Below are 25,154 nucleotides of genomic sequence, written 5' to 3'. Positions count from 1 at the left end.
GCGCAGCGGTATTGCAATGAACGCTTGCTTGCCGTCGACCCACGCCTGCCGGTGGTGTTTGCTACCGGGTTGCCGCTGGTGTGGGATCTGGCATCGCTGGCGCGCAGCCAGCCGCGCATGGAGCCGGCGTTGCGCACGTTTCTGCAGGCGATGGACGAGCACGGCCTGCGCAGCGGCGTGATGTTCAGCCTGGGCGCGGGCAAGGGGACGAGCGACGCGGTGGTCAGCCTAGCATCGCCGCATGCGGGGCGCGAGTGGATCACCGATAGCGTGCTCGGCCAGTCGATCCTGTTCGGCACGGCGCTGCACCAAGTTTGGCGGACGCCGCTGCAAACGTTCACGCGCAACGCCCGCATGTGCCCGGCAGAGACCGCGTTGTCGGCCATTCAACGCAGGGTGGTGACTTGCCTGGCCGCCGGCATGAGCGACAAGGAGATCGCCATCAGGCTGCACACCACCGCGCACAACGTGGACTATCACCTGCGCCTGATCTGCCGCCGTTATGGCGCGTCCAACCGGGCGCAACTGGCCTACATTGCCGGTCGGCTGAACCTGATCTGATGGATGGAACGCTGCCGCCCTATAGGATCCCCTCGGAGCTGATTCCGCGGCAAACGTTGCCGGTATCCGTCAACTTCAAGATCGACCGCGCCAAACTGGCGCAGGATTACCGTGACATGCAGCTCAACCCAATCCGGCACACCGAGGGTGAACGCAATGGATGAACGCCGTTCTTCCTGGCGGTGTGCCGCGCTGGCCCTGGCCCTGTCCGGAATAGCGAAGGGCGGGGCGGTCGCGCAGGAGCTTGCCGGCGAGCCACTCGTCGATGGCTTACTCAAGCATCCGCTGCGGAAGACGCCGGGATTGGCGCTGGAGGCGCCGCAGTCACCGTCGAAGATCGGTTCGGGGCAGGATTCTTAGGCGCCCGGAACGCAGTGGCGACTCGGACATCGGCGTCGAGCAAACCTGCATTGAAAAACGCCTTGGCATGTGAGCGCGTGATCAAAAAAAAGCGCGGCCGAAGCCGCGCAGAGTCTCGCTTTCCAGAGAGAGAAGGAGAGAGTGTCCTTACTGTTGAGCCACCGTCGCTTGAGGCTTCGGCAGGTCACCCCACCCCCCGCCCAGCGCCTTGATCAGCCCCACCGTCGCATTCACGCGCGCACCGGTCAACTGCACGCCGATGCGTTCGGCCGAGAGCATGTTGCGCTCCGCGTCGATCACGTCCAGATAGTTGACCGAGCCCGCGTTATAGCGCGTGCGTGAGAGCTGCGCGGCGCGCGACGAGGCACGCACGGCGTCATCCTGGGCCTTGGATTGATCGGCCAGCAGGCGCAGGTCCGACAGGTTGTCTTCCACCTCGCGGAAGGCGACGAGCACGCTTTCGCGGTAATTGGCGACGTTCTCTTCATACGCGGCACGCGCTTGCTTCACGCCGGCGCTGCGGGCGCCACCGTCGAAGATCGGCAGCGACAGCGCGGTGCCGACCAGCGGCCCGAGAATCCACGTGCGGCTGCCCCACTTGAGGAGGTCGCCGATGTCGTGCGACTCGTAGCCGAAGCCGCCCGTGAGCTGCAGTTGCGGGAAGAACGCCGCACGCGCCACGCCGATGCGCGCGTTGGCCGCAGCCATCGAGCGTTCGGCGGCGGCAACGTCGGGGCGGCGCTCCAGCAGGGCGGAGGGCAGGCCGGCCGGTACGCGCACATCGGCCGATTGCAGCGGGTCTGTGCCCATCGTGAAATCGGCCGGTGCCTTGCCCAGCAGCGTTGCGAGCGCGTGTTCCAGCACCGCACGGCGGCGCTGTACGCCGATGCGGTCGGAGCGCGCCGTGGCCAGTTCGGCATCGGCGCGGGCGACGTCCAGTTCGCCAATGTCGCCCGTGTTGAAGCGGCGCTGCACCAGCTTGAGCGCCTCTTCACGGCCGACCAGCGTGCGCGAGAGCAACGCCTCTTCCGCATCCAGCGTGCGCAGGCTGAAGTACGTCTGCGCCACGTCGGCCTGCAATGACAGACGAGCCGCGCGGTACAGCGCTTCGACGCGCTCGGCGTCGGCGCCGGCGGCATCGATGTTGTTGCGCACGCGGCCGAACAGGTCGACCTCATACGCCACCGTGGACTGCGCGCGCCAGTACGTCTGCGGCTGCACGTTCGCGCCGACCGGCAAGCCGGCCGATGCCGCCGAAGCCCGCTGGCGCGTCGGGCCGAAGCCCGCATCCAGTTCCGGGAACAGCGATGCACGGTTGGCCTGCACGAACGCGCGCGCCTGCGTCACGCGGGCGGCGGCAGCGGCCAGCGTGGGGCTGGCTTCAGCGGCCTGCGCTTCGAGCTTGTCGAGCGTTGGGTCGTTGAAGATCTTCCACCATGCGCCGTCGGCGGGCAGGGCGGGCTCGGCGGTCTTCCACTTGCCTTGCTCGCCTGCGGTCAGGGGTGCATCAGCGGGTTGTGCCGCTTCCTTGAAGGCGTTGGGCGTGCCAACGTCCGGCTTCTCGTAGGTCGGGGCGAGCGAGCAGGCCGCGAGGAACAGCGCGGCGGCCAGCGCCAGCGGAGTCCAGCGGCCCGTGCGCATGGCCGGACCTGTTTGTTGTTGTGTCGACGCGTTCATAACGATGTCTTGATGAGTGTTGACCTTAGTGCTGGGCCGACGGTACGGGCAGCGCACCATCCAGGTCCAGATCACGATCGGGTGCATCTTCCGAGCGCTGGCCGCGGCGTGCCGCCAGCGTGCGCAGCAGCACGTAGAACACCGGCGTGAGGAACAGGCCGAACAGCGTCACACCCAGCATCCCCGCGAACACGGCCACGCCCATGGCATGACGCATTTCCGCACCGGCGCCGGTCGACAGCACCAGGGGCACCACGCCCATGATGAAAGCGATCGACGTCATCAGGATCGGGCGCAGACGCAGGCGGCAGGCCTCGATGGCGGCTTCCACGATGGTGCGACCTTGCAGCTCGAGCTCGCGCGCAAACTCCACGATCAGGATGGCGTTCTTGCACGCCAGCCCCACCAGCACCACCAGACCGATCTGCGTGAAGATGTTGTTGTCTCCATGCGAGAGCCAGACGCCCAGCATGGCGGCGAACAGGCTCATCGGCACGATCAGGATCACGGCCAGCGGCAGCGTCAGGCTTTCGTACTGCGCAGCGAGCACCAGGAACACCAGCAGCACGCAGATCGGGAAGATCCACACGGCCGAGTTGCCGGCCAGGATCTGCTGATACGTCAGGTCCGTCCACTCGAAGCGCACGCCCTTGGGCAGCGTTTCATGCGCGATGCGTTCCACGGCCGCCTGTGCTTGGCCCGACGAGAAGCCCGGGGCCGGGCCACCGTTGATGTCGGCAGCGGTGTAGCCGTTGTAGCGCACGACCATGTCCGGCCCGAAGCCTTGCGACACGCGCAGCAGCGACGACAGCGGAACCATCTCGCCGGCGGTGTTGCGCGTCTTCAGTTGCAGGATGTCTTCTGCATGGGCGCGGAACGGCGCGTCTGCCTGCACCTTCACCTGATACGTGCGGCCGAAGCGGTTGAAGTCGTTCACGTACAGCGAGCCCAGGTACACCTGCATCGTGTCGAACACATCCGTGACCGGCACGCCAAGCTGCTTGGCCTTCACGCGGTCCAGATCAGCATTCAACTGCGGCACGTTGATCTGGTAGCTCGAGAACGATGGGCCCAGCTCAGGCGTCTTGCGTGCCTTGGCCATGAAGGCCTGCGTGGCGGCAAAGAGTTGCTCGTAGCCGACCGAGCCGCGGTCTTCCAGTTGTAGCTTGAAGCCCCCCACCGTGCCGAGGCCTTGCACCGGCGGCGGCGGGAACACGGCAATGAAGGCGTCCTTGATGGCGCCGTATTGCTTGTTCAACTGGCCTGCAATCGCACCGCCCGACAGGTCGGCACTCTTGCGCTGGTCAAACGGTTTGAGCGTGACGAACACGATGCCAGCGCTCGGGCTGTTGGTGAAGCCGTTGATGGACAGGCCCGGGAAGGCCACGGCGCTTTCCACGCCGGGGTGCTTCAGAGCGATGTCGGACATGCGGCGGATCACGTCTTCTGTGCGGTCAAGCGAGGCGCCGTCCGGCAGCTGCGCGAAGCTCACGAGGTATTGCTTGTCCTGCATCGGCACGAAGCCGCCCGGCACCTTGTTGAACAGCAGCGCGGTCGCCCCGATCAACGCCAGGTAGATGCCCAGCATTACCGCCTTGCGGCCGATCACGCGCGAGGTGCTGCGGCCGTACGATTCGGATGCGGCACCAAACACGCGGTTGAACGGACGGAAGATCCAGCCCAGGCCCTTGTCCATCGTGCGCGCTAGCCAATCCTTCGGCGCGTCATGGCTCTTGAGCAGCAGGGCGGCCAGCGCCGGCGACAGCGTGAGCGAGTTGAAGGCCGAGATGACGGTCGAGATGGAGATCGTCAGTGCGAACTGCTTGTAGAACTGACCGGTCAGGCCCGTCATGAAGGCCAGCGGCACGAACACGGCAATCAGCGTCAGGGCAATGGCGATGATCGGGCCGCTCACCTCGCGCATGGCCTTGTACGTGGCCTCGCGCGGCGATAACCCTTCGGCGATGTTCCGCTCGACGTTTTCCACCACCACGATGGCGTCGTCCACCACGATCCCGATCGCCAGCACCAGCCCGAACAGCGACAGCGCATTGATCGAGAAGCCGAACATCAGCATCAGGCCGAACGTACCGATGATGGACACCGGCACCGCCAGCAGCGGAATGATCGATGCGCGCCACGTCTGCAGGAACAGGATCACCACCAGCACCACAAGCGCCACCGCTTCCAGCAGCGTGTGCGTGACGGCTTCGATACTGGACCGGACGAACTGCGTCGGGTCATAGACGATGCGGTAGTCGACGCCTTCGGGAAAGTCTTCCTTCAGCTCGGCCATCGTCTTGCGCACGTCATCCGAAATCTGCAGCGCATTGGAACCCGGTGCCTGGAAGATCGGAATGGCCACCGCCTGCTTGTTGTCCAGCAGCGAGCGCAGGCCATATTCCGACGCAGCCAGCTCGATACGGGCCACGTCACGCAGGTACGTGACGGCGCCATCGGGCGAACTCTTCAGGATGATGTCGCCGAACTCCTGCTCGGTCTTCAAGCGGCCCTGTGCGTTGACGGACAGTTGCAGGTCCGTGCCCGGCACCGACGGCGAGCCGCCGATCACGCCCGCTGCCACCTGCACGTTCTGGTCACGGATGGCCTTGACCACTTCGTTGGCAGTCAGGCCACGCTCGGCCACCTTGTTCGGGTCGAGCCACACGCGCATCGAATAGTCACCCGAGCCGAACAGTTGCACCTGGCCGACGCCGCTGATACGCGCCAAACGGTCTTTGACGTTCAGCACGGCGTAGTTGCGCAGGTACGTCATGTCGTAGCGGTCGTTGGGCGACAGCAAGTGCACCACCATCGTCAGGTCGGGGCTGCTCTTGACGGTGGTCACGCCCAGGCGTTGCACCACGTCGGGCAGACGCGGCAGCGCCTGCGACACGCGGTTCTGCACGAGCTGCTGTGCCTTGTCCGGGTCGGTGCCCAGCTTGAAGGTGACCGTCGTGGTCAGGTTGCCGTCGCTGTTGGCCTGCGACTGCATGTAGAGCATGTTTTCGACGCCGTTGATCTGTTCTTCGAGCGGCGAGGCGACGGTCTCGGCAATCACCTTCGGGTTGGCGCCCGGGAACTGCGCGCGCACCACCACCGAAGGCGGCACGACCTCGGGATACTCCGAGATCGGCAATCGCCAGATCGAGATGATCCCGATCAGCAGGATCAGCGTGGATAACACGCCCGCAAAGATCGGGCGGTCCACGAAAAATTTAGAGAAGTTCATGGCTGTGAGCGATGAGTTTCAGTCGCAATCAGGCGCGGTCGGCCGGAAGGCGTTGGGCGTTGGCTGCGGTCTTGGCGTTCGCGGGCTTGGTTTCAGCCTTGGCGGCAGGTGCGGCGGGTGTGTCGGCTTTGGCTTCGGCGGCGAGTTCGGCCGATTGGGCCGGTGCGTCAGGTTGTGCCCCCGGCAGCACCACGCGCTTGGTGACCAGGCTATCCATGGTCACCGTGTTGGGTGCCACGGCGTCGCCCGGGCGCACGCGCTGAATGCCGTTGACGACAATGCGCTCGCCGGCCTTCAGGCCCGACTTGACCACGCGCAGGCCGTCAATGGAGGCGCCCAGCACAACCGGGCGATAGCTCGTCTTGTTGGCGGCATCCACCACCAGGACGAACTTCTTGTCCTGGTCCGTACCGATGGCCTTGTCGGTGATGAGGATGGCGTCGTGCGGTGCCCCGGTGCTCATGCGCACGCGGGCGTAAAGACCCGGCGTGAGGCGGCCGTCGGCGTTGTCCAGCGTGGCGCGCACGCGGATGGTGCCCGAGCGCACGTCCAGCCGGTTGTCGACGGACTGGATCACGCCTTCGCGCGTGTAGCCGTCTTCATTGGCCAGCCCGATGTAGACCGGCGTCTTTGCACCCTGGGCCGCCTTGGCGGAGTAGCGCAGGTAGCTTTGTTCATCCGCATCGAACGCCACGTACATCGGCGAGACCGATACCAGCGTCGTCAGCACCGGCGCAGCACCACCGGCGGAGACGACGTTGCCGACAGTGATTTCTGCGCGCGACACGCGGCCCGCGACCGGCGCCACGATGTGCGTGTACTCCAGGTTCAGCCTGGCGGCTTCCAGCGCGGCGGCGGCGCCTTGCAGGTTGGCTTGTGCTTCGCGTGCGGCGTTTTCCTTCTCCTCAAACTCGCGGCGCGCGATGGCGTTGTCGGCCACCAGCTTTTGCGCACGGTCCAGCTCCGAAGTGGTGTAGGCCACGCGCGATTTGGCGGCGGTCAACGCAGCCTGCGTGCGGGCCACTTCGGCCGCATAGGGACGCGGGTCGATGGTGAACAGCGCGTCGCCCTTCTTGACGATGCTGCCGTCCTTGAAGCGGACGGCGGTGACGGTGCCGCTCACCAGCGGGCGGACTTCAACGCGTTGAACGGCTTCGATGCGGCCGGAAAACTCGTCCCATTCGGAAACGTTCTTGGCCAGCACCGGCGCCACATCCACCGGCGTGGCGGCGGGGGCGGCCGCTGGCTGCTGCGATGCGCCGGCACTGGAGACCAGACCGTAGGTGCCCACAGCTGCAACGCCGAGCACGGCGGCAACCGAAATGGCGAGTGTGCGTTTGGACAGGCTCATGATGACTCTCTCGATTTTGTTGGGGTAAGCAAAGAGAAAAGACTGGATCAAAGCGCTTTGGCCGCAGCGTAGAAATACGCGGGCGGCCTCGCACTCCGTTTCTTGTTGTATGGGTTCAGCCAGGCGTCTCCCCGGTCGGGTCAATGGAGGTGCGGTCCTTCCGGTCCGCACGTGGACGGCGTTTGCGGGGTGCTGCTGCCTGCCGCGTCATCCCGAGGTGCCAGCGCAGGAAGCACGTCATCTCGTCTTGCGCCACTGCGCTCATGGCAATCGAGTCATGGCAGGCCTCGTTCACGCGCACGACCTGCGTGACGACGCCCGCCTCAATCAGGCACGCGGCATAGCGCTCGGCTTCGGTGCGCAGCAGGTCTTGCGGCGCGGTGAGCAGCAGGGCGGGGGGCAGGCCCTGCAGGCGGCGCGATTCCACCGGCGCGGCGTAGGGGTGCACGCGCTCCGTCGGCCGGGGCAAGTACTGGCGATAGCAATCGGCGCAGACTTCGGCCGAGTTGTCGGCATCGGCCAGGTGGTCTGGGCGTACGCGGGCCATGGTCGGATCGAGCATCGGCGCGATCAGGACCTGCGCGCGCAGGTTCGGGCCGCCACGGTCGCGCGCAATCATCGACAGCGCGGCAGACAGGTTGCCGCCTGCGTCATGTCCGGCCACCGCGATGCGGCGACGGTCGATGCCCCATGCCTCGGCATGGTCGGCCATGCAGCACAGCGCGGCGTACACATCTTCCGGCGCGGCAGGGAAGGGCGCAGCCGGCGCCAGCGAGTAGCCAACCGTGACCACCACCGCCGGCAAGGTGGCGGCAAGGAGGCGCGCCGGCGCATCGGCATCGTCAATCGAGCCGCGCACGAAACCACCGCCGTGCAGGTACAGCACGCCGGGGCGGCGCAGCGGCGCGGCGGCATCGTCGGCGTGCATTTCAGGGCGGAACACACGCAGGCGGATGCGGCTGGCGTAACCCTGCGTCCAATAGTCTTCGGTTGTGACGTCGCGCGGCAGTGGCACCGCGCCGGCCGTTTCCTTGCACGCGGAAGCTTGCTCAGGCAGCGTTGATGCTGCACCGCGCAAATTGTTATTCAGTGCAACATTTGTGGCGGCGGGCGTGGCGTACGGTCGTGCTGGACGAACAGCGGCCTGTGCCGCATCGCTGGTGAGCGAACGATCCGAAACAACGAGGCGCGGAGGAGAAGAACCCATGATGTCAGGCGGGGCTTACCTTTGCGGATAACCCGGATATCGATGGGCTGAATGATGGTGATTAGACGAACGCGGATAAATGCCTATAATCAGACATCACTATTAGTTGCAGCCGAACAATCAAAATTTACGGTTGTGCTACAAAGTGTCATTGCTCGAGGCCGATCTTGTTGCACTGCGAAAACCCGTAGTCGCCGCCTTCCTGATCGCGCCAACCGGGTGCACCCCTTCAGACTCCACTGGTTGTACGCATTGCCGTTTTGATCTCGGCAGTGCGCACGCTCCGTGGAGTCCGACCCTCAGGAGCCGCAGATGGATCGATTGCAGGCCATGCAGGTTTTCACGCGTGTCGTGGAGGCCAGCAGTTTCACCAAGGCTGCCGACAGCCTTCAGTTACCCCGCGCCACGGTGACGAACCTGGTGCAAAGCCTTGAGGCGCACCTCGGCGTGCGCCTGCTGCACCGGACCACGCGCCGCGTGAATGTCACCGCCGATGGCGCTGCGTACTACGAGCGCTGTGTGCGTCTGCTCGGCGATCTGGAAGAGACCGAGGCTGCGTTCTCGCAAAGCGCATCGGGCGCACGTGGCACCTTGCGCATCGACGTGCCTGCGTCGATTGGCAAACGGTTGCTTGTGCCGCGCATTCGCGATTTTCACGAGGCGTACCCCGATCTTCAGTTGGAGATCGGCATGAGCGATCGCACCGTCGATCTCGTGCAGGAGGGTGTGGATTGCGCCGTGCGCGGTGGCGAGTTGCAGGACTCCAGCCTCGTCGCGCGCCGCATCGGCCAACTATCGATGGTCAATTGCGCGTCGCCGGAATACCTTGCGCGCTGCGGCACGCCCAAGACGTTGGAAGACCTGCAGGACCACACGGCGGTGAATTACTTCTCTGCGCGCAACGGCCGCCGCATGGACTGGGATTTCGTGATCGATGGGCAGAAGCAGATCCACAAGGTGCGCGGCATGGTGTCCGTCAATGATGCCGAATCGGCAGTGGCATGCGGCCTGCATGGCCTGGGGCTGCTGCAGACCTCGCGCTTCCTGGTGTACGAGCACCTGATGTCGGGCGCGCTGGTGGAAGTGCTGCCGGATCATATTTCCGAGCCGGTGCCTGTGTCGGTGGTGTATCCGCACAACCGACACCTGTCGCCCAAGGTGCGGGTGTTTGTGGACTGGGTGGCGACGCTGTTTGCCGACCATCCGTGCCTGCAGCTCAAGGAAAATCCGCGGCTGCAGATTGTTAGCGCCGCCTGAACAGTTATTTCTGCAAAGTCGCATTTATCAGACGGGAGCAACGATCTATTCTGCCCTCCAAGCGCAACAACGAGCGCAACGAACAAGGAACAGATCATGAACTCCCGCCTCTTCTCCGCTTTCTCCCGCCGCGCCGTTCTGGCCATGGTGGCCACCGTATCGGCTTCCGCCGCACTGCTGTCGGCCCAGCCGGCCGCCGCTTCGGTCCAGCCCAATTTCGACGCCCCGTCCGCCACGCAGGCTGGCCACTTCGACCCCTACACCCAGGGCGCTGCCGCCAAGTTCGACCCATACACGCAAGGCACGGATCGCCAAGCCGACACCTACGGCTACCTCTCGTGGAACGGCGATACGAGCTATCCGAAGGACAGCTCTGCATCGCGCGCTTAAGCTGTCCAGCAGTTTTTTTCCTCCTCCCTTGTTTGCGGCGTGGTTTTTTGAAGCCACGCCGCTTTTTCATTTCCGCGCTGACTTAGGTGCCGACAGGCCCTTAGGAGTATCGTGGCAGGCATGCAGACCGTCGCTTTCACATTCGATGCCAGCCTGACGCCGCTTCTGCCGCCCGCCTTGCGCGGGCGGACTGCCGCGCGCACGTGGGCACAAGGCGCCACCTTCAAGCATGCCATCGAGACACTCGGCGTGCCGCATACCGAGGTGGGGCGGGTGATGCTGGACGGCCGTGCCGAGGCGCTGGAGGCCATGCTGCCGACACGCGGCCACGTTGCCGTCTCCGGGGTGGAGCCCACATTGCCGGACGCACCGCTGCACTTCCTGTGCGACGCACATCTGGGCGCTACCGCGCGCCTGCTGCGCATGGCCGGCTTTGATACCGCCTACGACAACAATTACGCCGACGCCGCCATCGAAGTGCTGGCCCTGGACGAAGACTGGATCGTGCTCTCGCGCGACCGTGAATTGCTCAAGCGGCGCGGCATCCGTCGTGGCGCGTTCATCCGCGCGCAGGAACCCGGGGCGCAGATGCGCGAGATCGTCGCGCGCTACCGGCTGGCCAATGCGGCACGGCCGTTCTCGCGCTGCCTGAAATGCAACGCGCCGCTGCGCCTACTGAGCGCGGAAGAGGCCGCCGGCAGCGTGCCGCCGCGCGTGCGCGAGCGGCAGCACCTGTTCAGCACGTGCGACGTCTGCCGACGCATCTACTGGCCGGGTTCGCATTGGGCGCGCATGAACACCGTGCTGGCTGGCATGTTCATGCCCCCGGCCGACGAGGCACCCGAGGCCGTCGAGCGCATCCTGCGCAGTGGCTGCGCGGGCGCTTGAACGCAAAAAACCCGCCGCACATCACTGCGGACGGGGTCTTGTTCAACGTGCAATCGCTCAGACCAGGCTCAGGCGCACGTCGATGTTGCCGCGCGTGGCGTTCGAGTATGGGCAGACGATATGGGCGCGCTCGATCAGCGTTTGCGCTTCGGCGCGGTCCATGCCCGGCAGGCTGATCGCCAGGTCCACCTCAATACCGAAGCCGTTCGGGATACCGCCAATGCCCACGCTGCCTTGCACGCTGGCATCTGCGGGCATGCGCAGCTTGTCGCGTGCGGCCACGAACTTCATCGCGCCGATGAAGCAAGCGCTGTAGCCGGCCGCAAACAACTGTTCAGGGTTGGTGCCTTCGCCGCCCGCACCGCCGAGTTCACGGGGCGTGGCCAGACGCAGATCCAGTCGGCCATCGCTGGTGATGGCGCGGCCGTCACGGCCACCGGTAACGTTGGCTTGAGCACGGTAGAGGACGTTTTCGATCGACATGGCGGTTCTCCTTGAGAAGGGTGGGAAAACATGCAGCGGCTGTCGGGGCCGATGCACTGAGAGTAAAGTCGCTTGCTATTAAATTGCGTGCAATATATTGGATTCAAAAAAACGGATGCGTTGCGGCATCCGCCGGGGTGTTCAATTCAGGCCGCGTGCTTGAAGAGCTTGCCGCGTATGTCATTCAACTGCGTTCGCAGTGCCTCCAGCTCGCCAGGCGCAAATTCCATGGCAGCGCCCAGGCAGGTCGGGATGTCCTTGGCGCGATCTTCCAGGCGCCTGCCTGCGGCCGACAGCGAGATGATCACCTGCCGCTCATCCGCCTCCGAGCGCCGACGTTCGATCAGGCCTGCCGTCTCCAGCCGCTTCAGCATGGGCGTAAGGGTGGCGGAATCGAGAAACAAACGATCGCCGATTTCTGACACGGTCTGCGCGTCGCGCTCCCATAGCACCAGCATCACAAGGTATTGCGGATACGTCAGGCCCAGCGGCTTGAGCAGTGTCCGATACACCTTGTTGAGCCCGATCATGGTCGAGTACAGCGCAAAGCACAGTTGCTGATCCAGGGCCAGGTTGGGGTGCGAGAGAGCGGTCTTGCGTGCATCCATGCCCGGCATATTAGATAGTGCGCTATCTAATAGCAAGCTAATTTTGTGTAACAGCCGATGTGACGCCGCGTGCTGAGTGTGCGGGCGAGTTGCGCAGGTCGGCCACGAAGCGCTCGCGCCAGACCGTGAGATTGGCCGAGCGCAGTCGATCCATCATGTGGGCGTAGCGCGCCTTGCGTTCCTCCAGCGGCATCGTCAATGCGCGGTTCAGCGCCTCGGCCATGCCGCGCGTGTCGTACGGGTTGACGATGAGTGCGGCGTCCAGTTCGCGCGCCGCACCGGCAAAGCGCGAGAGCACCAGCACGCCGGGGTCTTCCGGGTCTTGCGCGGCGACATATTCCTTGGCGACCAGGTTCATGCCATCGCGCAGCGGTGTCACGTAGCCGATGTGCGCGCTGCGGAACAGCGCCATCAGCACGCGCCGTTCGTATTGCTTGTTGATGTAGCGGATGGGAGTCCAGTCCAGCTCCGAATGCTTGCCGTTGATGCGGCCGGATTCCGACTCCAGCCGCTGGCGGATCTGCTGGTAGCTCTGCACGTCCTGGCGCGAGGTCGGCGCGATCTGGATGAAGGTCACGTGCCGGCGGTGGTCGGGAAAATCGTCCAGCAATTGTTCGAACGCATGGAAGCGCTCGGGTAGGCCCTTGGAATAGTCCAGCCGGTCCACGCTCATGATGAGCTTGGGCTGACCGCAGCTGTGCCGCGCGAACGGGTTGCGCCGCGCCAGCGACGACACCGCAAGTTGCGCAATCTCGTCCGGATGCACGCCGATCGGGTAGACCTCGGCGCGCAGCGTGTGGCCAAAGGCGTGCACGGCGCCGTTCTGCTCCTTGTGCTCGATGTAGCCGCGCGCTTCGCGCTCGATGTAGTCGTAGAAGGCAATGCGGTCGGTTTCGGTCTGGAAGCCGACCAGGTCGTACGCGCACAGCGCGCGCATCAGGTCTTCGTGCGGAGGGATCGTCGCCAGAATCTCCGGCGTCGGAAACGGAATGTGCAGGAAGAACCCGATGCGGTTGGTCAGGCCCAACGCGCGGCATTCGGCAGCGAACGGGACCAGGTGGTAGTCGTGCACCCAGAGGATGTCGTCGGGCTCCACCAGCGCCTTGAGCTGATGCGCGAACTGTGCGTTGACGCGCCGGTAGCCGTGGTACTCCTGGCGCTGGAAGCGCGCGAGGTCAACGCGGTAGTGAAACACCGGCCACAGCGTCGCGTTGGCGAAGCCGCGGTAGTACTGGTCATAGTCGCGCCGGCTCAAGCCGACCGTGGCGTACGTGATGTTGCCCTTGTCGACGATGGCGGGCTCGGTGGATGCGGTGGGCGCCTGCGGGAGCACCTCGCCGCTCCAGCCGAACCAGATGCCGCCGGTCTCGCGCAGCGCGTCGAATACGCCCACGGCGAGGCCACCCGCACTGCCCTGGCCTTCGGTGATGGGCGCAACGCGATTGGAAACCACGATGAGCCGGCTCATGCGTCGCCACCCCTGTGCCCATGCCCGGTCAGCCAGACCAGTCCCGCGAGCCAGGCGCGCAGCGCCGCCGGATCGTCCACGCGCCAGCGCGCCTGGCTTGGACCCGTGCCTACCTTGATCGACCAGCCGCCCAGTGCATTGACGGCGTAAAACGCGCTCTCGTCGGTCAGGTCGTCGCCCGCGAACAGCACGTTGCGGCCCAGGAAGGGAGGCTCGGTCATCAGCGCGTGCACCACGTCGCCCTTGCTGGCGCCGCACGGCTTGAGCTCGACGACCATCTTGCCGGCTTGCAGGCGCACGTGGTCGGCATGGCGCCGTGCGAGGCGGTCGGCCAACGCGAGCACCGCGCTCTCGGCATCCGGCGCATGGCGGTAATGCAGCGCGAAGGCGATGCCTTTGTTCTCCAGCATCACGTTGGCGAACTGCGCGGATGACCGTTTGCAAAGTTGTGCGAGTTCGGCACGCAGCTCACGTTCGAGCGCGGCGAGAGCGTTGGCATCGGACCCCGTTCGGACGAAGCTGCCGTCGGCGTAGCGGCGTTCGGCGCCGTGCACGCCGGCGATCACGAGGCCGGGCAAAGAGAGCCGCGATTCGACGTCGTCCACCGTGCGCCCGCTGATGACGGCCAGCGCGCCGCCGCTGGCAGTGTGCAGGGCTGCCAGCGTTTCGCGCAGCGGTGCCGATACCTGCACGGCATCGGGGTGGGGTGCGATGTCGACGAGCGTGCCGTCAAAATCCAGCAAGAAGGCCGTGCGGGCAGGGTCGACGTGGGGCAGGGGTGCCGCGTTGGCGGAAGGAGAAGGGGAAGCGCGCTTGGACAAACCGGTTCATGTGAATGTGCGGGATGCGCCTGTTCACGCAAGAACCGGGCCGCCTGCGTCAGGCGTTGTCATTGCGCCATTCGTGGCCGGCCTGAAGCGAGATGACGTTGTAAAAAGCGGGCGAGTGGTGCAAATCCTTTACACCACACGCGTCCTAACCATCACAGCGTCAGAGCGATGCGGCCAGCCGTGTGCCCTGATCAATCGCGCGCTTGGCATCGAGTTCACGCGCTTCGTCCGCGCCGCCGATCACGTGCACCTTGGCGCCGCCGGCTTGCAGCGGTTCGACCAGTTCGCGCAACGGTTCCTGCCCGGCGCACAGCACGATGGAATCGACCGGCAGCCATTCGGCGGCTTCGCGCTTGTCGCCGTAGCTCACCAGCAGGCCTTCATCGCCGATGCGCTCATAGTTGACGCCGCCCACCATGCGCACGCCCATGTTTTTCAGGCTGGTGCGGTGGATCCAGCCGGTGGTCTTGCCCAGGCTTGCGCCCAGCTTGCCGGCTCGCCGCTGCAGGAGCGTGATCTCGCGTGCGGGCGCTTCGGGTTGCGCGCGGACGCCATCCACACCGCCGCGCACCTGTGTCGGATCGCCGACACCCCATTCGGTGCGCCACGTTTGCAGATCCAGTGTGGGCGAATGACCGTCCAGCGCCAGAAACTCCGCCACGTCAAAGCCGATGCCGCCCGCACCGACAATCGCCACGCGCTTGCCCACCGGCTTGCGATGGCGCAGCACGTCGATGTATGACAGCACGCTCGGATGATCCTGTCCCGGGATCTTCGGATTGCGCGGCGACACGCCGGTGGCGATGATGACCTCGTCGTACTTGCCCGCCAGCAGTTGCTGCGCATCGACGCGCGCACCCAGGCGCAGCGTTACGCCGGTGGACTCCACGCGGCGCGTAAAGTAGCGCAACATCTCGTGGAACTCTTCCTTGCCCGGAATCGTCTTGGCCATGTTCAACTGGCCGCCGAGTTCCGGCGCCGAGTCGAACAGGTCCACTGCATGGCCGCGCTCGGCCAGTGTGATCGACGCCGACAAACCTGCCGGGCCGGCGCCCACCACGGCAAAGCGTCGGCGGGCTGGCGTCTGGCGGATGACGAGTTCCGTCTCGTGACACGCACGCGGGTTGACGAGGCAGCTTGCGATCTTGGCCTTGAATGCGTGGTCCAGGCACGCCTGGTTGCAGGCGATGCAGGTGTTGATGTCCTGCGCGCGATTCGTCGCGGCCTTGCGCACGAAATCGGGGTCGGCCAGCAGCGGGCGTGCCATCGACACCATGTCGGCGCAGCCATCGGCCAGCACGCTCTCGGCCACCTCCGGCGTGTTGATGCGGTTGGACGTGACCAGCGGAATACCCACCTCGCCCTTCATCTTCTTGGTTACCCACGCAAACGCCGCGCGCGGCACGCTCGTCGCAATGGTGGGAATGCGCGCCTCGTGCCAGCCGATGCCCGTGTTGATGATCGTGGCGCCGGCGCGCTCCACGGCCTTGGCAAGCTGCACGACTTCTTCCCACGAGCTGCCGTCCGGGATCAGGTCGATCATCGACAGGCGATAGATGATGATGAAATCGCGGCCGACCGCCTCGCGCGTGCGCTGGACGATTTCCACGGGCAGGCGCATGCGGTTCGCATAGCTGCCGCCCCAGTCGTCGGTGCGCTTGTTGGTATGTGTGACGAGGAACTGGTTGATGAAGTAGCCCTCGGAGCCCATGATCTCGACGCCGTCGTAGCCGGCTTCGCGGGCCAGTTGGGCGCAGCGCACGAAGGCTCGGATCTGCCGCTCGATGCCTCGCGCGGACAGCTCGCGCGGCGTGAACGGGCTGATGGGCGAGCGCAGTGCGGCGGGCGCCACGGCAAACGGGTGATAGCCATAGCGGCCGGTGTGCAGGATCTGCAGCGCGATCTTGCCGCCTTCCTGATGCACGGCGTCGGTCACGGCGCGGTGACGGCGCGCTGCACCATGCGTGGCCAGGCGCCCGGCAAACGGCTTGGTCCATCCGGCAATGTTGGGCGCGAAGCCGCCCGTGACCATCAGGCCGACGTCGCCCCGGGCGCGCTCGGCAAAGTAGGCGGCCAGGCGGTCGAAGTGGTTGCCGTCTTCCAGCCCGGTATGCATCGACCCCATCAGCACGCGGTTCTTGAGCGTGGTGAAGCCGAGGTCGAGGGGGCTGAGCAGGTGGGGGTAGGGCGCGGAAGGTGTGGTCATGGCCGGCACATTATGTGGCGTGGGAACGCGCCGGACGGTAGCACCCCGACACCCGTTGGAACAACAGGGCGGGGTTCTAGTTTTGCTGGGTGCGTGTCAGGACTTGTCCTGTTCGGGCGCCGGTTTGCCGAGCAGCGCGGTGAGCAGCTTGTTCTTGTGAACTGGCTTGCTGCTGCCCTGACCTGGCTTGCCGATGCGCTGGGCGTCGCGCTTCAGGTTGTTGGCGATTTTGAGGCCTTTGAGCTTTTCGAGGTCGGTTTTCTTCATGATGCAATCCGATGACGGCGTGTTACGCTCGGCAGGATACGCTAAATGCCCACGCCGGCCCGCATCTGCCCCTGTTTTTCCTGCATGTCGTCCGTTTTTACGCCGCCCGCCGTGCCCGCGCCTGACCTCTTTCAGCCCAGCCTTCAGGACTGGGCTGACCAGCCCGCGCAAGCCTTCGAGCACTGGCTGGCCGCACGCGGTTACCGTGAATCGTCCGCCACCGTGTACCGCGCAATGTGGCGCAAATGGCTGCGCTGGGCCGAATCGCACCAGCGCGCGCTGGCCGACTGGAGCGCAGGCGACATCGCTGCCTTCCTCGACGAGTCGGGCCTCACCAAGTTGCATCGCTACCGGTACGCGCGCCTGATCGAGCGCGTCTTTCATCAGATCGAGCTGTTGCGTACCGGCATGCACAATCCCGCCAGCGTTGCCGTCAAGCAGAAGCTGGCCGAGGGCGAGAACGATCCGACCACCTTCCTTTCAGCCGTCGAGCGTGCCGCCATCGAGGCCTCGCTGGAGGTGAGCGTGCGCGCAAGCGAGGCCGCTGCCAATGCCAGCGCCTTCAAGCTCGCGCGCGATCGCGCACTGGTGGCGGTGTGCCATGGCGCAGGGCTGAAGGTGGCACAGGTGCAGTCGCTGCTGCTGCGCCAGGTGGACGAGGCGCTGGAGACCATCACCATCGAGCCACCGCGCGGCTCGTCATATCGGGCACCGTTGCTGGAAGCCGCGCGGCCTGCGCTGGCCGCCTGGCTGGCCGTGCGTGGCCAGGCCCAGGTGCCGGGCGAGCGCGTCTTCGTGGCCGACGCCGGCGGGCGCGTCATGCATGCGGCATCGCTGTACCGGCGCGTGGAGGCGTGGCTGGCCGCGCTGCCGGCATTGATGCATCGCAGCGAACGGCTCTCGCCGCAGACGCTGCGCAACGGGTATGCGGCAGCGCTGTTCGACGCGGGTGCCGCCCCCGCCGAAGTGGGGTACGCGCTGGGCCTGCGTGACGCGACCTCAGCCTGGCGCCTGCGCGCCGCCTATGCCGACTGGCAGGCAGCCGCCCATCCGGATGCCCACTCGGGCGCCCGGCCGGATGTCGCCCTGTAGCGCTGTTTTTTGCACAAGATTGCCCGCAAACCCTTGCCGGGCTTTGCTATGATCGCGCTGTTCCGCGCGCAGCAAACCCGGGCGACGCGGCGCAACACGATGCCGCGCTCGAACCGGCACGCCAAACACCGCCTTCCTCGATACCTCGCACCCAATGACCGAAACCATCTTGCTGACCGGCGCCACCGGCTATATCGCCTCGCACACCTGGGTAGAACTGCTGGACGCGGGCTATCAGGTCATTGGCCTGGATAACCTGTGTAACAGCAACGCCGCCGTGCTTGCGCGCATCGAGCAGATCACCGCCAAGACGCCCAAGTTCGTGCAGGGCGATGTGCGTGACCGTCGCCTGCTCGACGATCTCTTTGCCAGCACGCGCATCTCGGCCGTCATCCATTTTGCGGCGCTCAAGTCGGTGGGCGAATCGGTGCAGAAGCCGCTGGCCTACTACGACAACAACATGGGCGGGCTGGTGACGCTGTGTGCGGCCATGGCGCATGCCAACGTGCGCCAGTTCGTGTTCAGCTCGTCGGCCACCGTCTATGGCAACCCGCATACGGTGCCGATTACCGAGGCGTTTCCGCTGTCGGCCACCAACCCGTACGGCCAGACCAAGCTGATGGGCGAGCAGGTGCTGCGCGACCTGGAGATTTCCAATGCCGCCTGGCAGATTGCCTACCTGCGCTACTTCAACCCGGTCGGCGCGCACCACAGCGGCCTGATCGGCGAAGACCCGCGCGGCATTCCCAACAACCTCATGCCGTACGTGGCCCAGGTGGCAATCGGCAAACGCGAGAAGCTCTCGGTCTACGGCGGCGACTGGCCCACACCGGACGGCACCGGCGTGCGCGACTACATCCACGTGGTGGACCTCGCGCGCGGGCACCTCTCGGCGCTCGATGCCCTGCGTCGGGACGGCCGCGGCTTCACCGTCAACCTGGGCACGGGGCGCGGCTACTCGGTGCTGGAAATCGTGGAAGCCTACAAGCGTGTCAGCGGCCGCCCGATCCCTTACGAGATCGTCGATCGCCGGCCGGGTGACATCGCGGCCTGCTATGCCGATCCGGCGCTTGCGGCATCGCTTCTGGGCTGGCGCGCGCAATACGGCATCGAGCGCATGTGCGAAGACTCGTGGCGCTGGCAAAGCATGAATCCAGAAGGTTTTCAGACGCGCGGCTGATGCCTGACGTTCTTCTTTTTCCTGACACTCCAAGAACAGGAGACGCTTCGTAGTGGATGACGCGTTTGTCGCTCACCTGACCAGCACGCTTGCTGGCGCGTTGCTGCCGTTTGTCGTGGCGTGCGGCGCAGGCAGCCTGCTGCTGCGCCTGCTGGACGACTTGCGCAGCGCCGCCGCCGCGCGTGCGCGCCTGCCGCTGACGATGACAGCGCTGTTTTCTGCGATTGCCTTGTGGACCGTGCCGCTGCTGCCGCTGGTCGCGCACTGGCCGTTGCATGATGTGTCGGTGCTGCTGGTGATGACATTCGCCTCGTTCTGCTGGAGCCTGGCGGTGGCCGCGCTGTGGTGCGTGCTGGGTGGTCGGGCCGGCACGGTGCGCGCCCTCCTGCTGGGGGCATTGCTGAGCGCGAGCGGCCCCGTGGCCGTCTTGCTGCTGGCAGGCGTGACCAGCTTTGGCACAGCGGCCTGGCAGGACGCCGGGCTCCTTGGCATCGTCATGGTGCTGTCGGCGGCGGCTTGTGCGGCGGCGTTGCAGTTTGCGTTCTCGGCGCAGTCGGGTGCCATGGGTGTGGCCGTCCGTCGGCCCGTGGTGAGCCTGTTCGTGAGTGCGTTGCTCGGTATCGGGCTGACGCTCAATGCGGCGTATGCGGTCTCGCTGGCGGGCCCGTCTTCCACTGGGACCGGCAGTGCGCCGGCTTGGTTGCAATTGTTGCTGGTGGCCGGGGCGGTGGCGACGGTGCTTGCCGGTTTCCTGCTCGGCTACCGCGACCGCGCGGCTGGCGACACCTCCGCTGCGATTGCCGCGCGCGAAATCCGTCGGCGCAAGGAAACCATGCAGGCGCTCAACGACCTCGAACAAAGCTATCGCCAGCGCGAGGCTGAGCTGGTCGCGCGTCATCGGCTCCTGCTCGAAGGCGCGGATGTCGGTTTGTGGGAATTCGATCTGGTCACGCGCAGCGCACAGTTCTCTGCGCGCTTTGCCGGCATGCTCGGCTACGCGCTCAAGGAGATCGGACCGAGCACGAGCGAATACCTGCGCCTGGTGCATCCGGACGACCTGCCGCTGGTGCTCAATCGCATCCAGGCTCATGTCGACGGCAGCGCGGCGGCCTACACCGCGGAATTCCGCATGCGGCACAAGGACGGCGGCTACCGCCGGATCGCCGCGCACGGCGTGGCGCTGCGCGACGCTGGCGGCCACGCCACACGCATGGCTGGATCGCACGTGGAAATGGCCCTGAGCGCGTCCACAGTCGTAGCCGCAGCAGATACTGCCTTGGCAAAAATGGCATCAACCGCGATCGAGCCCCAACCGCTTCGGCGCGAGGCGCCTTGGGAATCGTGGTCGCCGCTGGACACTACGCCCGACGGGTCGGTGGCAGCCGAGCCTGCCCCCGCCCACTCTGCTGGCGGCGCGTTGCCCAGCATCAATCCCCACGCCCTGCGTTGAAGTCTTCCCCTCAGGCGGGTGCTTGGCCACCCGCGCTGCTCAAGTTTTCCTGTTGTCTGCCCGATAGCGCATATAGAGCGCGTGCAATCGCGCCGGGGAGCGCCGCCAGCATCACGCGGACAAAAGAAACGTTTGGAGGAAGGGAAGATGAACCGACTCACGCTTCGGCAGAAGCTGTGGCTGCCGCTCGTGCTGAGCTGGCTGTGCTTGCTGGTGATTACGTTGTGGAGTGCATGGAGCGCACGCACGGTGCGTATGGAGGAGCGGCAGCGCGATCTCCAGAATGTGAGCGCGACGGCGTTCAGCGTCATCAAGGAATACGCGCAACTTGCGCAAGACGGCAAGATGACCGTCGAGGAGGCCAAGGCCCAATCCATCGCGCGCCTGAAGGACATGCGCTACGGGACCGACGGTTATTTCTCGCTCTCGACCTCCGATACCGTCTCGGTCATGCATCCGTTCAAGCCGGAGATGGTGGGCAAGAACATGTCCGCCGCTACCGATCCGGCGGGCAATCACCTGTTCGTGGACATCGCGCGCGCGGCCAAGGCCGGTGGCGGCTTCGTGCATTACCTGTGGCCCAAGCCTGGCAGCGACAAGCCCGAGCCGAAATTGACCTACGTGTCGTATTACCAGCCCTGGGACTGGTCCATGACAACGGGTTTGTATATTGACGACGTTGAAGCAGCGTTCCACACCTCGCTGATGCAGTCGCTGGGCCTGCTGCTGGGGGTCGGCCTGCTGATGACCCTGGTGGTGGTCGCGGTGACCCGTGGGGTGCAGCGCCAGTTGGGCGGTGAGCCGGCCTATGCCGCCGACATTGCCACGCGCATCGCCGCCGGTGATCTGGCTGTGCCGGTGCAGACCCGTTCGGGCGATCGCGACAGCATGCTCTACGCCATGGCGCAGATGCAGCGCGAATTGACGGGGACGATCGGCAACATCAAGAACTCGGCCGACTCCATTGCCAGCGCCACCAAGCAGATCGCAGCCGGCAATGCCGACCTGTCGCAGCGGACCGAGCAGCAGGCCTCGTCGCTGGAAGAGACCGCCTCCAGCATGGAGGAGCTGACGTCGATCGTGAAGCAGAACGCCGACAATGCGCGCCAGGCAAGCACGCTGGCCGTCAACGCCTCGGACATTGCCGTCAAGGGCGGCGAAGTGGTTGGGCGCGTGGTCGAGACCATGTCGGGTATCAACGAAAGCAGCAAGAAGATTGCCGACATCATCGGCGTGATCGAGGGCATTGCGTTCCAGACCAACATCCTGGCCCTGAATGCAGCCGTGGAAGCCGCCCGAGCCGGTGAGCAGGGGCGCGGCTTTGCCGTGGTGGCGGGCGAGGTGCGCAGCCTGGCGCAGCGCTCGGCAGGGGCGGCCAAGGAGATCAAGGAGCTGATTGGCGATTCGGTGGGACGCGTGCAGAACGGCTCGGCGCTGGTGCAGGAAGCGGGCGGGGTGATTGAAGAAGTGGTGACGGCCGTCAAGCGCGTGACCGACATCATGAGTGAGATCTCGGCCGCATCCGACGAGCAAAGCTCGGGCATCGAGCAGGTCAACCAGGCCGTGAACCAGATGGACGAAGTGACGCAGCAGAATGCCGCGCTGGTGGAGCAGGCAGCGGCGGCCGCACTTTCGCTGGAAGAGCAGGCGCAATTGCTGCGCACGGCGGTGGGGCGCTTCCAGGTCTAGCGAAAACGCGCGAGATACGATGCAGAAAGCACAAGGCCGGCGATATTGCCGGCCTTGTGCTGTGTGGTTTGCGGACGCCTCTGAGTGCGGTCTCGGATGTGATGCGCGGAGATGCAGCGTCAGCGTAGGTCAGGCGACCAGAAAATCCTCCATCTTCCGGCCCGCCGACAATTCCTTGACCAGCCAGCCCGGGCGCTTGCCGCGGCCCGTCCAGGTATTGCCGTTGTTGTCGCGATAACGCACCGGAACTTTACGGCCGGCCTTCTTCGAGGGCACGCCACCCTTGGCGCCAAAACCGAGGTCGTCGGCGGTCAGGCCATATTCCACGATCTTCTGCTTGATTTCGGCAATCACCGACGCTTGTTCGCTGGCTCGGAGTTCATCGGCCTGGCGCTGCAGTTCAGAGATCTTCTGAACGATTTCCTTGTAAGTCGACATTATGGATTCCTCAACTTTGTCATTGAAACATGGGCACGCTCCCCGTAGCCCACGGCATTATAACGACTTTGCCCGAGTGAAATGAATTCCGTTAAGACCTCATGTCAACGGCGTGGATTTTTTGCGGCACTCTGCTTGGTGCAAATCGGCGCGGCGCCGCTATTTGTGGCCGATAACGGAAATTGTGAACATATGAAACACCGCAGCGCTGCAACACTTGGCGGGGGCAATACGGATGCGGTGCGTTGTTTGCGCCGGGCACACACTTTTATGTGAATACTTCATTGCGCCGGCAATCCCGCGTGGGAGGCCTTTGTTCCTAATGTATTTAGGAAGTCGACTTGAAAGGTGGACGAAAGGAAAACACAAATGCATCAAAATGGCGCATTTGCTGCCCTGGCTCAGGCGTATTGCATCTCCATCAAGGCTTGAAAATCCTTGGCCGGCAGCGGACGCGCCAGGTGATAGCCCTGCACCTGATCGCATTGCAGATTCACCAGCGCCTGCATTTGCGCGGCTGTTTCCACCCCTTCGGCCACGACCGTCATATCCAGTGAGTGCGCCATCGCGCAAATGGCGCGAATGATGGCGGCCGCCTCGGGCAGGTTATCGTCGAGCGACGAGACAAATGCCCGGTCGATCTTGATCTGCTGGGCGCGGAAGCGCTGCAGATAACTGAGGCTGGAGTAGCCGGTGCCGAAGTCGTCGATGGCGACCTCGAAGCCGAGCGACTGAATCTGGCGGATCGTGGCAATGCTCTGGCCAGCGTCGCGCATGGCCGCGGTCTCGGTGATCTCGAACATCAGCCGGTGCGCGGCGACCTGGTAGCGGTGCAGGATTTGCGACAGGCGCTGCACGAGATCCGGCTGCTGGAACTGGCGCGGTGAGAGGTTGACCGCGATCCGCTGCATAGGCATGCCAGCGGCATCCCAGTGCATGATCTGGCGGCAGACCTCTTCGACCACCCAGTCGCCCAGCTCGACGATGGCGCCGGTCCGCTCCGCCAGCGGGATGAACTCGGCGGGCGATATGGGCCCGAGTTCGGGATGGTTCCAGCGCAGCAGTGCCTCGGCACCCGCCATCGCCTGCGTGCGGGCATCGAACTTGGGTTGGTAGTGCACCGACAACTGACCGTTGAGCGCCGCGTGCGCAAGCGCACGCTGAAGCTGCAGCACGCGGTGTGCAGTGGTGTTCAGGCGCGGCTCGAAGAAGCGGTAGGCGTTGCCGGTGGATTGCTTGCAGTCGAACATGGCGGCATCGGCGTGCTCCATGAGCGCATCGACGGTTGCGCCATTGTGCGGGTGGACCGCCACGCCGATGCTGGCTGTCGCGCGCAGGCGGCGGCCGTCTACTTCCACTGATTCGCGCAGCCGGAACAGCAGCTTGTCGCCGATGGTGGCGGCGGCTTCCGGCAAGGCAAGGCCTTCGACCAAAATGCCGAATTCATCGCCGCCCACGCGCGCGACGACGTCTTCACCACGCACGGTCTGGCGCAGGCGTTCCGCAATGATCTGCAGCACGCGGTCTCCGATGGCGCGGCCATGTTGCTCGTTGATGTGCCCGAAGTTGTCGAGGTCCAGATAGAAGAGGGCGAAAGGGCGTCCGCGCCGTGTCGACGAGAGGATCGCACTGTCCAGCGCCTGGCGCAGTTGGGGACGGTTGGGCAAGCCCGTGAGGGCATCGTGATGCTGGGGCATCGGCGTCTGGCTTGTCACGCGCGCCAGCGATGCAGCCAGATGGGCTTGCGTCGAGTCGACCCGCGTTTCCAGCACGATCAGCACCGCATGCAGCCCCAGTGCGAGCAGCACACCACCGGCGCTCAGCATGATGACAGGCACCACATGCAGCATGGTCACGTCGTCGGCGGGCGAGGCAACAACCGATGGCCATGCCACCAGCGAGAGCATGGCGGACGTCGCTAGGACAGCGGCCGCGCGTGCGCGCAACCCCACTGCGACGCGGCGCTGCGTCTGCGGCAGATGGAAGGCCATGCAGATCGCCAGACAAGCGCCTGCGCCGAGGATGAGCGTACCGCCCCCCCAGCCGAGCACAGTGCGCCGCAGCGACAGCGCATTGTCATGAATCCAGGGGCGTGCCAGATAAAGCTCCACCGCCATCAGCCCGATGCCGAGCGCCACCGCGCCCAAGGCAATGCCGCGTTGATGCAGCGGCTGAGCAGTGCTTGCGCTGGTGGGCGGTGTGTCGGGCAGCGCCATCGAGAATGCAGCGAGCGAAGCCGCGAGCGCCGTCACGAGCGTGGCGAGCATCGGCGCGGCCAGCGGTGCGCTGACGTGCCGGTGCAATCCGATCTGGGCAAGCCAGAGCCCCGACCACAACCCGATCCCGAGAATGGCGGCGCTGGCGATGCGCCAGTTGCGGCGTTTTGCGACCGTCGAGCCCCCCGGCAGGCGTGTCGCAGCGTCCAGTGCGGCAAACGTGGTCAACCCAGTGCTGATCCACGCAAACAGCAGCAGCGCAATATGGAAATCGTTATGCATGCGAGCGCTTTCGGCGCGGCCC

Annotated in this window: 22 protein-coding genes and 1 pseudogene; 11 read left to right on the top strand and 12 right to left on the bottom strand. The window is 65.3% G+C overall.

Annotation, left to right across the window (positions count from 1 at the left end; translation table 11 throughout):
- Nucleotides 1-9: 9 nt before the first annotated feature.
- From B4F51_RS06120 to B4F51_RS06105, 4 genes and pseudogenes are all read left to right on the top strand, one after another.
- A pseudogene (locus B4F51_RS06120) lies at nucleotides 10-297 on the top strand (autoinducer binding domain-containing protein); the annotation flags it as partial.
- A gap of 57 nt (nucleotides 298-354) precedes the next feature.
- On the top strand, nucleotides 355-561 hold the full coding sequence (locus tag B4F51_RS06115) for a response regulator transcription factor (protein WP_296224353.1): 207 nt from the start codon (nucleotides 355-357) through the stop codon (nucleotides 559-561).
- Nucleotides 561-725: a hypothetical protein gene (locus B4F51_RS06110; RefSeq protein WP_296224198.1), complete on the top strand. Its 165-nt coding sequence runs from the start codon at nucleotides 561-563 to the stop codon at nucleotides 723-725. Before B4F51_RS06115 ends, B4F51_RS06110 begins: the two co-directional genes overlap by 1 nt.
- Nucleotides 718-921 (top strand): hypothetical protein, encoded by a 204-nt coding sequence (locus B4F51_RS06105; protein WP_296224197.1) that lies wholly within the window; start codon nucleotides 718-720, stop codon nucleotides 919-921. Before B4F51_RS06110 ends, B4F51_RS06105 begins: the two co-directional genes overlap by 8 nt.
- 147 nt (nucleotides 922-1,068) lie before the next feature.
- On the opposite strand, the gene B4F51_RS06100 is transcribed toward B4F51_RS06105, so the two are convergent.
- The 4 genes from B4F51_RS06100 to B4F51_RS06085 form a co-directional block, all read right to left on the bottom strand.
- Nucleotides 1,069-2,562, bottom strand: a complete 1,494-nt coding sequence (locus tag B4F51_RS06100) for an efflux transporter outer membrane subunit (protein WP_296224196.1) — start codon at nucleotides 2,560-2,562, stop codon at nucleotides 1,069-1,071.
- Nucleotides 2,563-2,623: 61 nt separating this feature from the next.
- Nucleotides 2,624-5,830: an efflux RND transporter permease subunit gene (locus B4F51_RS06095; RefSeq protein WP_296224195.1), complete on the bottom strand. Its 3,207-nt coding sequence runs from the start codon at nucleotides 5,828-5,830 to the stop codon at nucleotides 2,624-2,626.
- Between the two features lie 28 nt (nucleotides 5,831-5,858).
- Entirely contained in the window at nucleotides 5,859-7,181 is a 1,323-nt protein-coding gene (locus tag B4F51_RS06090; protein WP_296224194.1) for an efflux RND transporter periplasmic adaptor subunit, read from the bottom strand.
- Nucleotides 7,182-7,296: 115 nt separating this feature from the next.
- Nucleotides 7,297-8,388: an alpha/beta hydrolase gene (locus B4F51_RS06085; RefSeq protein WP_296224193.1), complete on the bottom strand. Its 1,092-nt coding sequence runs from the start codon at nucleotides 8,386-8,388 to the stop codon at nucleotides 7,297-7,299.
- A gap of 312 nt (nucleotides 8,389-8,700) precedes the next feature.
- On the opposite strand from B4F51_RS06085, the gene B4F51_RS06080 reads away from it, so the two are divergent.
- The 3 genes from B4F51_RS06080 (at nucleotide 8,701) to B4F51_RS06070 (ending at nucleotide 10,923) form a co-directional block, all read left to right on the top strand.
- Nucleotides 8,701-9,645 (top strand): LysR family transcriptional regulator, encoded by a 945-nt coding sequence (locus tag B4F51_RS06080; protein WP_296224192.1) that lies wholly within the window; start codon nucleotides 8,701-8,703, stop codon nucleotides 9,643-9,645.
- A 96-nt stretch (nucleotides 9,646-9,741) separates the two neighbouring features.
- On the top strand, nucleotides 9,742-10,035 hold the full coding sequence (locus tag B4F51_RS06075) for a hypothetical protein (RefSeq protein ID WP_296224191.1): 294 nt from the start codon (nucleotides 9,742-9,744) through the stop codon (nucleotides 10,033-10,035).
- 120 nt (nucleotides 10,036-10,155) lie between these two features.
- Nucleotides 10,156-10,923, top strand: coding sequence for a Mut7-C RNAse domain-containing protein (locus B4F51_RS06070; RefSeq protein WP_296224190.1), 768 nt, complete (start codon nucleotides 10,156-10,158; stop codon nucleotides 10,921-10,923).
- 57 nt (nucleotides 10,924-10,980) lie between these two features.
- Here B4F51_RS06070 and B4F51_RS06065 read toward each other — a convergent pair whose 3' ends face one another.
- The 6 genes from B4F51_RS06065 to B4F51_RS06040 all read right to left on the bottom strand — a co-directional run bounded on the left by B4F51_RS06065 (nucleotide 10,981) and on the right by B4F51_RS06040 (nucleotide 16,785).
- Nucleotides 10,981-11,406 (bottom strand): organic hydroperoxide resistance protein, encoded by a 426-nt coding sequence (locus tag B4F51_RS06065; protein ID WP_296224189.1) that lies wholly within the window; start codon nucleotides 11,404-11,406, stop codon nucleotides 10,981-10,983.
- A gap of 146 nt (nucleotides 11,407-11,552) precedes the next feature.
- Nucleotides 11,553-12,023 carry a MarR family winged helix-turn-helix transcriptional regulator gene (locus B4F51_RS06060; RefSeq protein WP_414706689.1) on the bottom strand — a complete coding sequence of 157 codons (471 nt, stop codon included), beginning with the start codon at nucleotides 12,021-12,023 and terminating at the stop codon, nucleotides 11,553-11,555.
- 28 nt (nucleotides 12,024-12,051) lie between these two features.
- Nucleotides 12,052-13,482: an alpha,alpha-trehalose-phosphate synthase (UDP-forming) gene (gene otsA / locus B4F51_RS06055; protein WP_296224187.1), complete on the bottom strand. Its 1,431-nt coding sequence runs from the start codon at nucleotides 13,480-13,482 to the stop codon at nucleotides 12,052-12,054.
- Complete coding sequence (gene otsB, locus B4F51_RS06050; protein ID WP_296224186.1) at nucleotides 13,479-14,303, bottom strand: trehalose-phosphatase; 825 nt, start codon at nucleotides 14,301-14,303, stop codon at nucleotides 13,479-13,481. The genes otsA and otsB overlap by 4 nt, the downstream gene beginning before the upstream one ends.
- Before the next feature lie 169 nt (nucleotides 14,304-14,472).
- Nucleotides 14,473-16,518 (bottom strand): NADPH-dependent 2,4-dienoyl-CoA reductase, encoded by a 2,046-nt coding sequence (locus B4F51_RS06045; protein WP_296224185.1) that lies wholly within the window; start codon nucleotides 16,516-16,518, stop codon nucleotides 14,473-14,475.
- A gap of 96 nt (nucleotides 16,519-16,614) precedes the next feature.
- Nucleotides 16,615-16,785 carry a hypothetical protein gene (locus tag B4F51_RS06040; protein ID WP_296224184.1) on the bottom strand — a complete coding sequence of 57 codons (171 nt, stop codon included), beginning with the start codon at nucleotides 16,783-16,785 and terminating at the stop codon, nucleotides 16,615-16,617.
- An 84-nt stretch (nucleotides 16,786-16,869) separates the two neighbouring features.
- On the opposite strand from B4F51_RS06040, the gene B4F51_RS06035 reads away from it, so the two are divergent.
- The 4 genes from B4F51_RS06035 (at nucleotide 16,870) to B4F51_RS06020 (ending at nucleotide 22,196) form a co-directional block, all read left to right on the top strand.
- Entirely contained in the window at nucleotides 16,870-17,877 is a 1,008-nt protein-coding gene (locus B4F51_RS06035) for a tyrosine-type recombinase/integrase (RefSeq protein WP_296224183.1), read from the top strand.
- Nucleotides 17,878-18,031: 154 nt separating this feature from the next.
- A complete protein-coding gene (gene galE, locus B4F51_RS06030) occupies nucleotides 18,032-19,057 on the top strand; it encodes a UDP-glucose 4-epimerase GalE (protein ID WP_296224182.1) in 1,026 nt (341 codons plus the stop codon).
- A 52-nt stretch (nucleotides 19,058-19,109) separates the two neighbouring features.
- Complete coding sequence (locus B4F51_RS06025) at nucleotides 19,110-20,507, top strand: PAS domain-containing protein (RefSeq protein WP_296224181.1); 1,398 nt, start codon at nucleotides 19,110-19,112, stop codon at nucleotides 20,505-20,507.
- A 147-nt stretch (nucleotides 20,508-20,654) separates the two neighbouring features.
- Entirely contained in the window at nucleotides 20,655-22,196 is a 1,542-nt protein-coding gene (locus B4F51_RS06020) for a methyl-accepting chemotaxis protein (RefSeq protein ID WP_296224180.1), read from the top strand.
- A gap of 129 nt (nucleotides 22,197-22,325) precedes the next feature.
- On the opposite strand, the gene B4F51_RS06015 is transcribed toward B4F51_RS06020, so the two are convergent.
- Entirely contained in the window at nucleotides 22,326-22,634 is a 309-nt protein-coding gene (locus B4F51_RS06015; protein WP_296224179.1) for an H-NS histone family protein, read from the bottom strand.
- Nucleotides 22,635-23,035: 401 nt separating this feature from the next.
- Nucleotides 23,036-25,132 (bottom strand): putative bifunctional diguanylate cyclase/phosphodiesterase, encoded by a 2,097-nt coding sequence (locus B4F51_RS06010; protein WP_296224178.1) that lies wholly within the window; start codon nucleotides 25,130-25,132, stop codon nucleotides 23,036-23,038.
- Nucleotides 25,133-25,154: the final 22 nt, after the last annotated feature.

Source organism: Ralstonia sp. UBA689, from assembly GCF_002298975.1.
In the GTDB taxonomy this organism is placed as follows: domain Bacteria; phylum Pseudomonadota; class Gammaproteobacteria; order Burkholderiales; family Burkholderiaceae; genus Ralstonia.
Note: the sequence above shows the minus strand (reverse complement) of the source record. Positions and strands in the feature narration are given on the sequence as shown.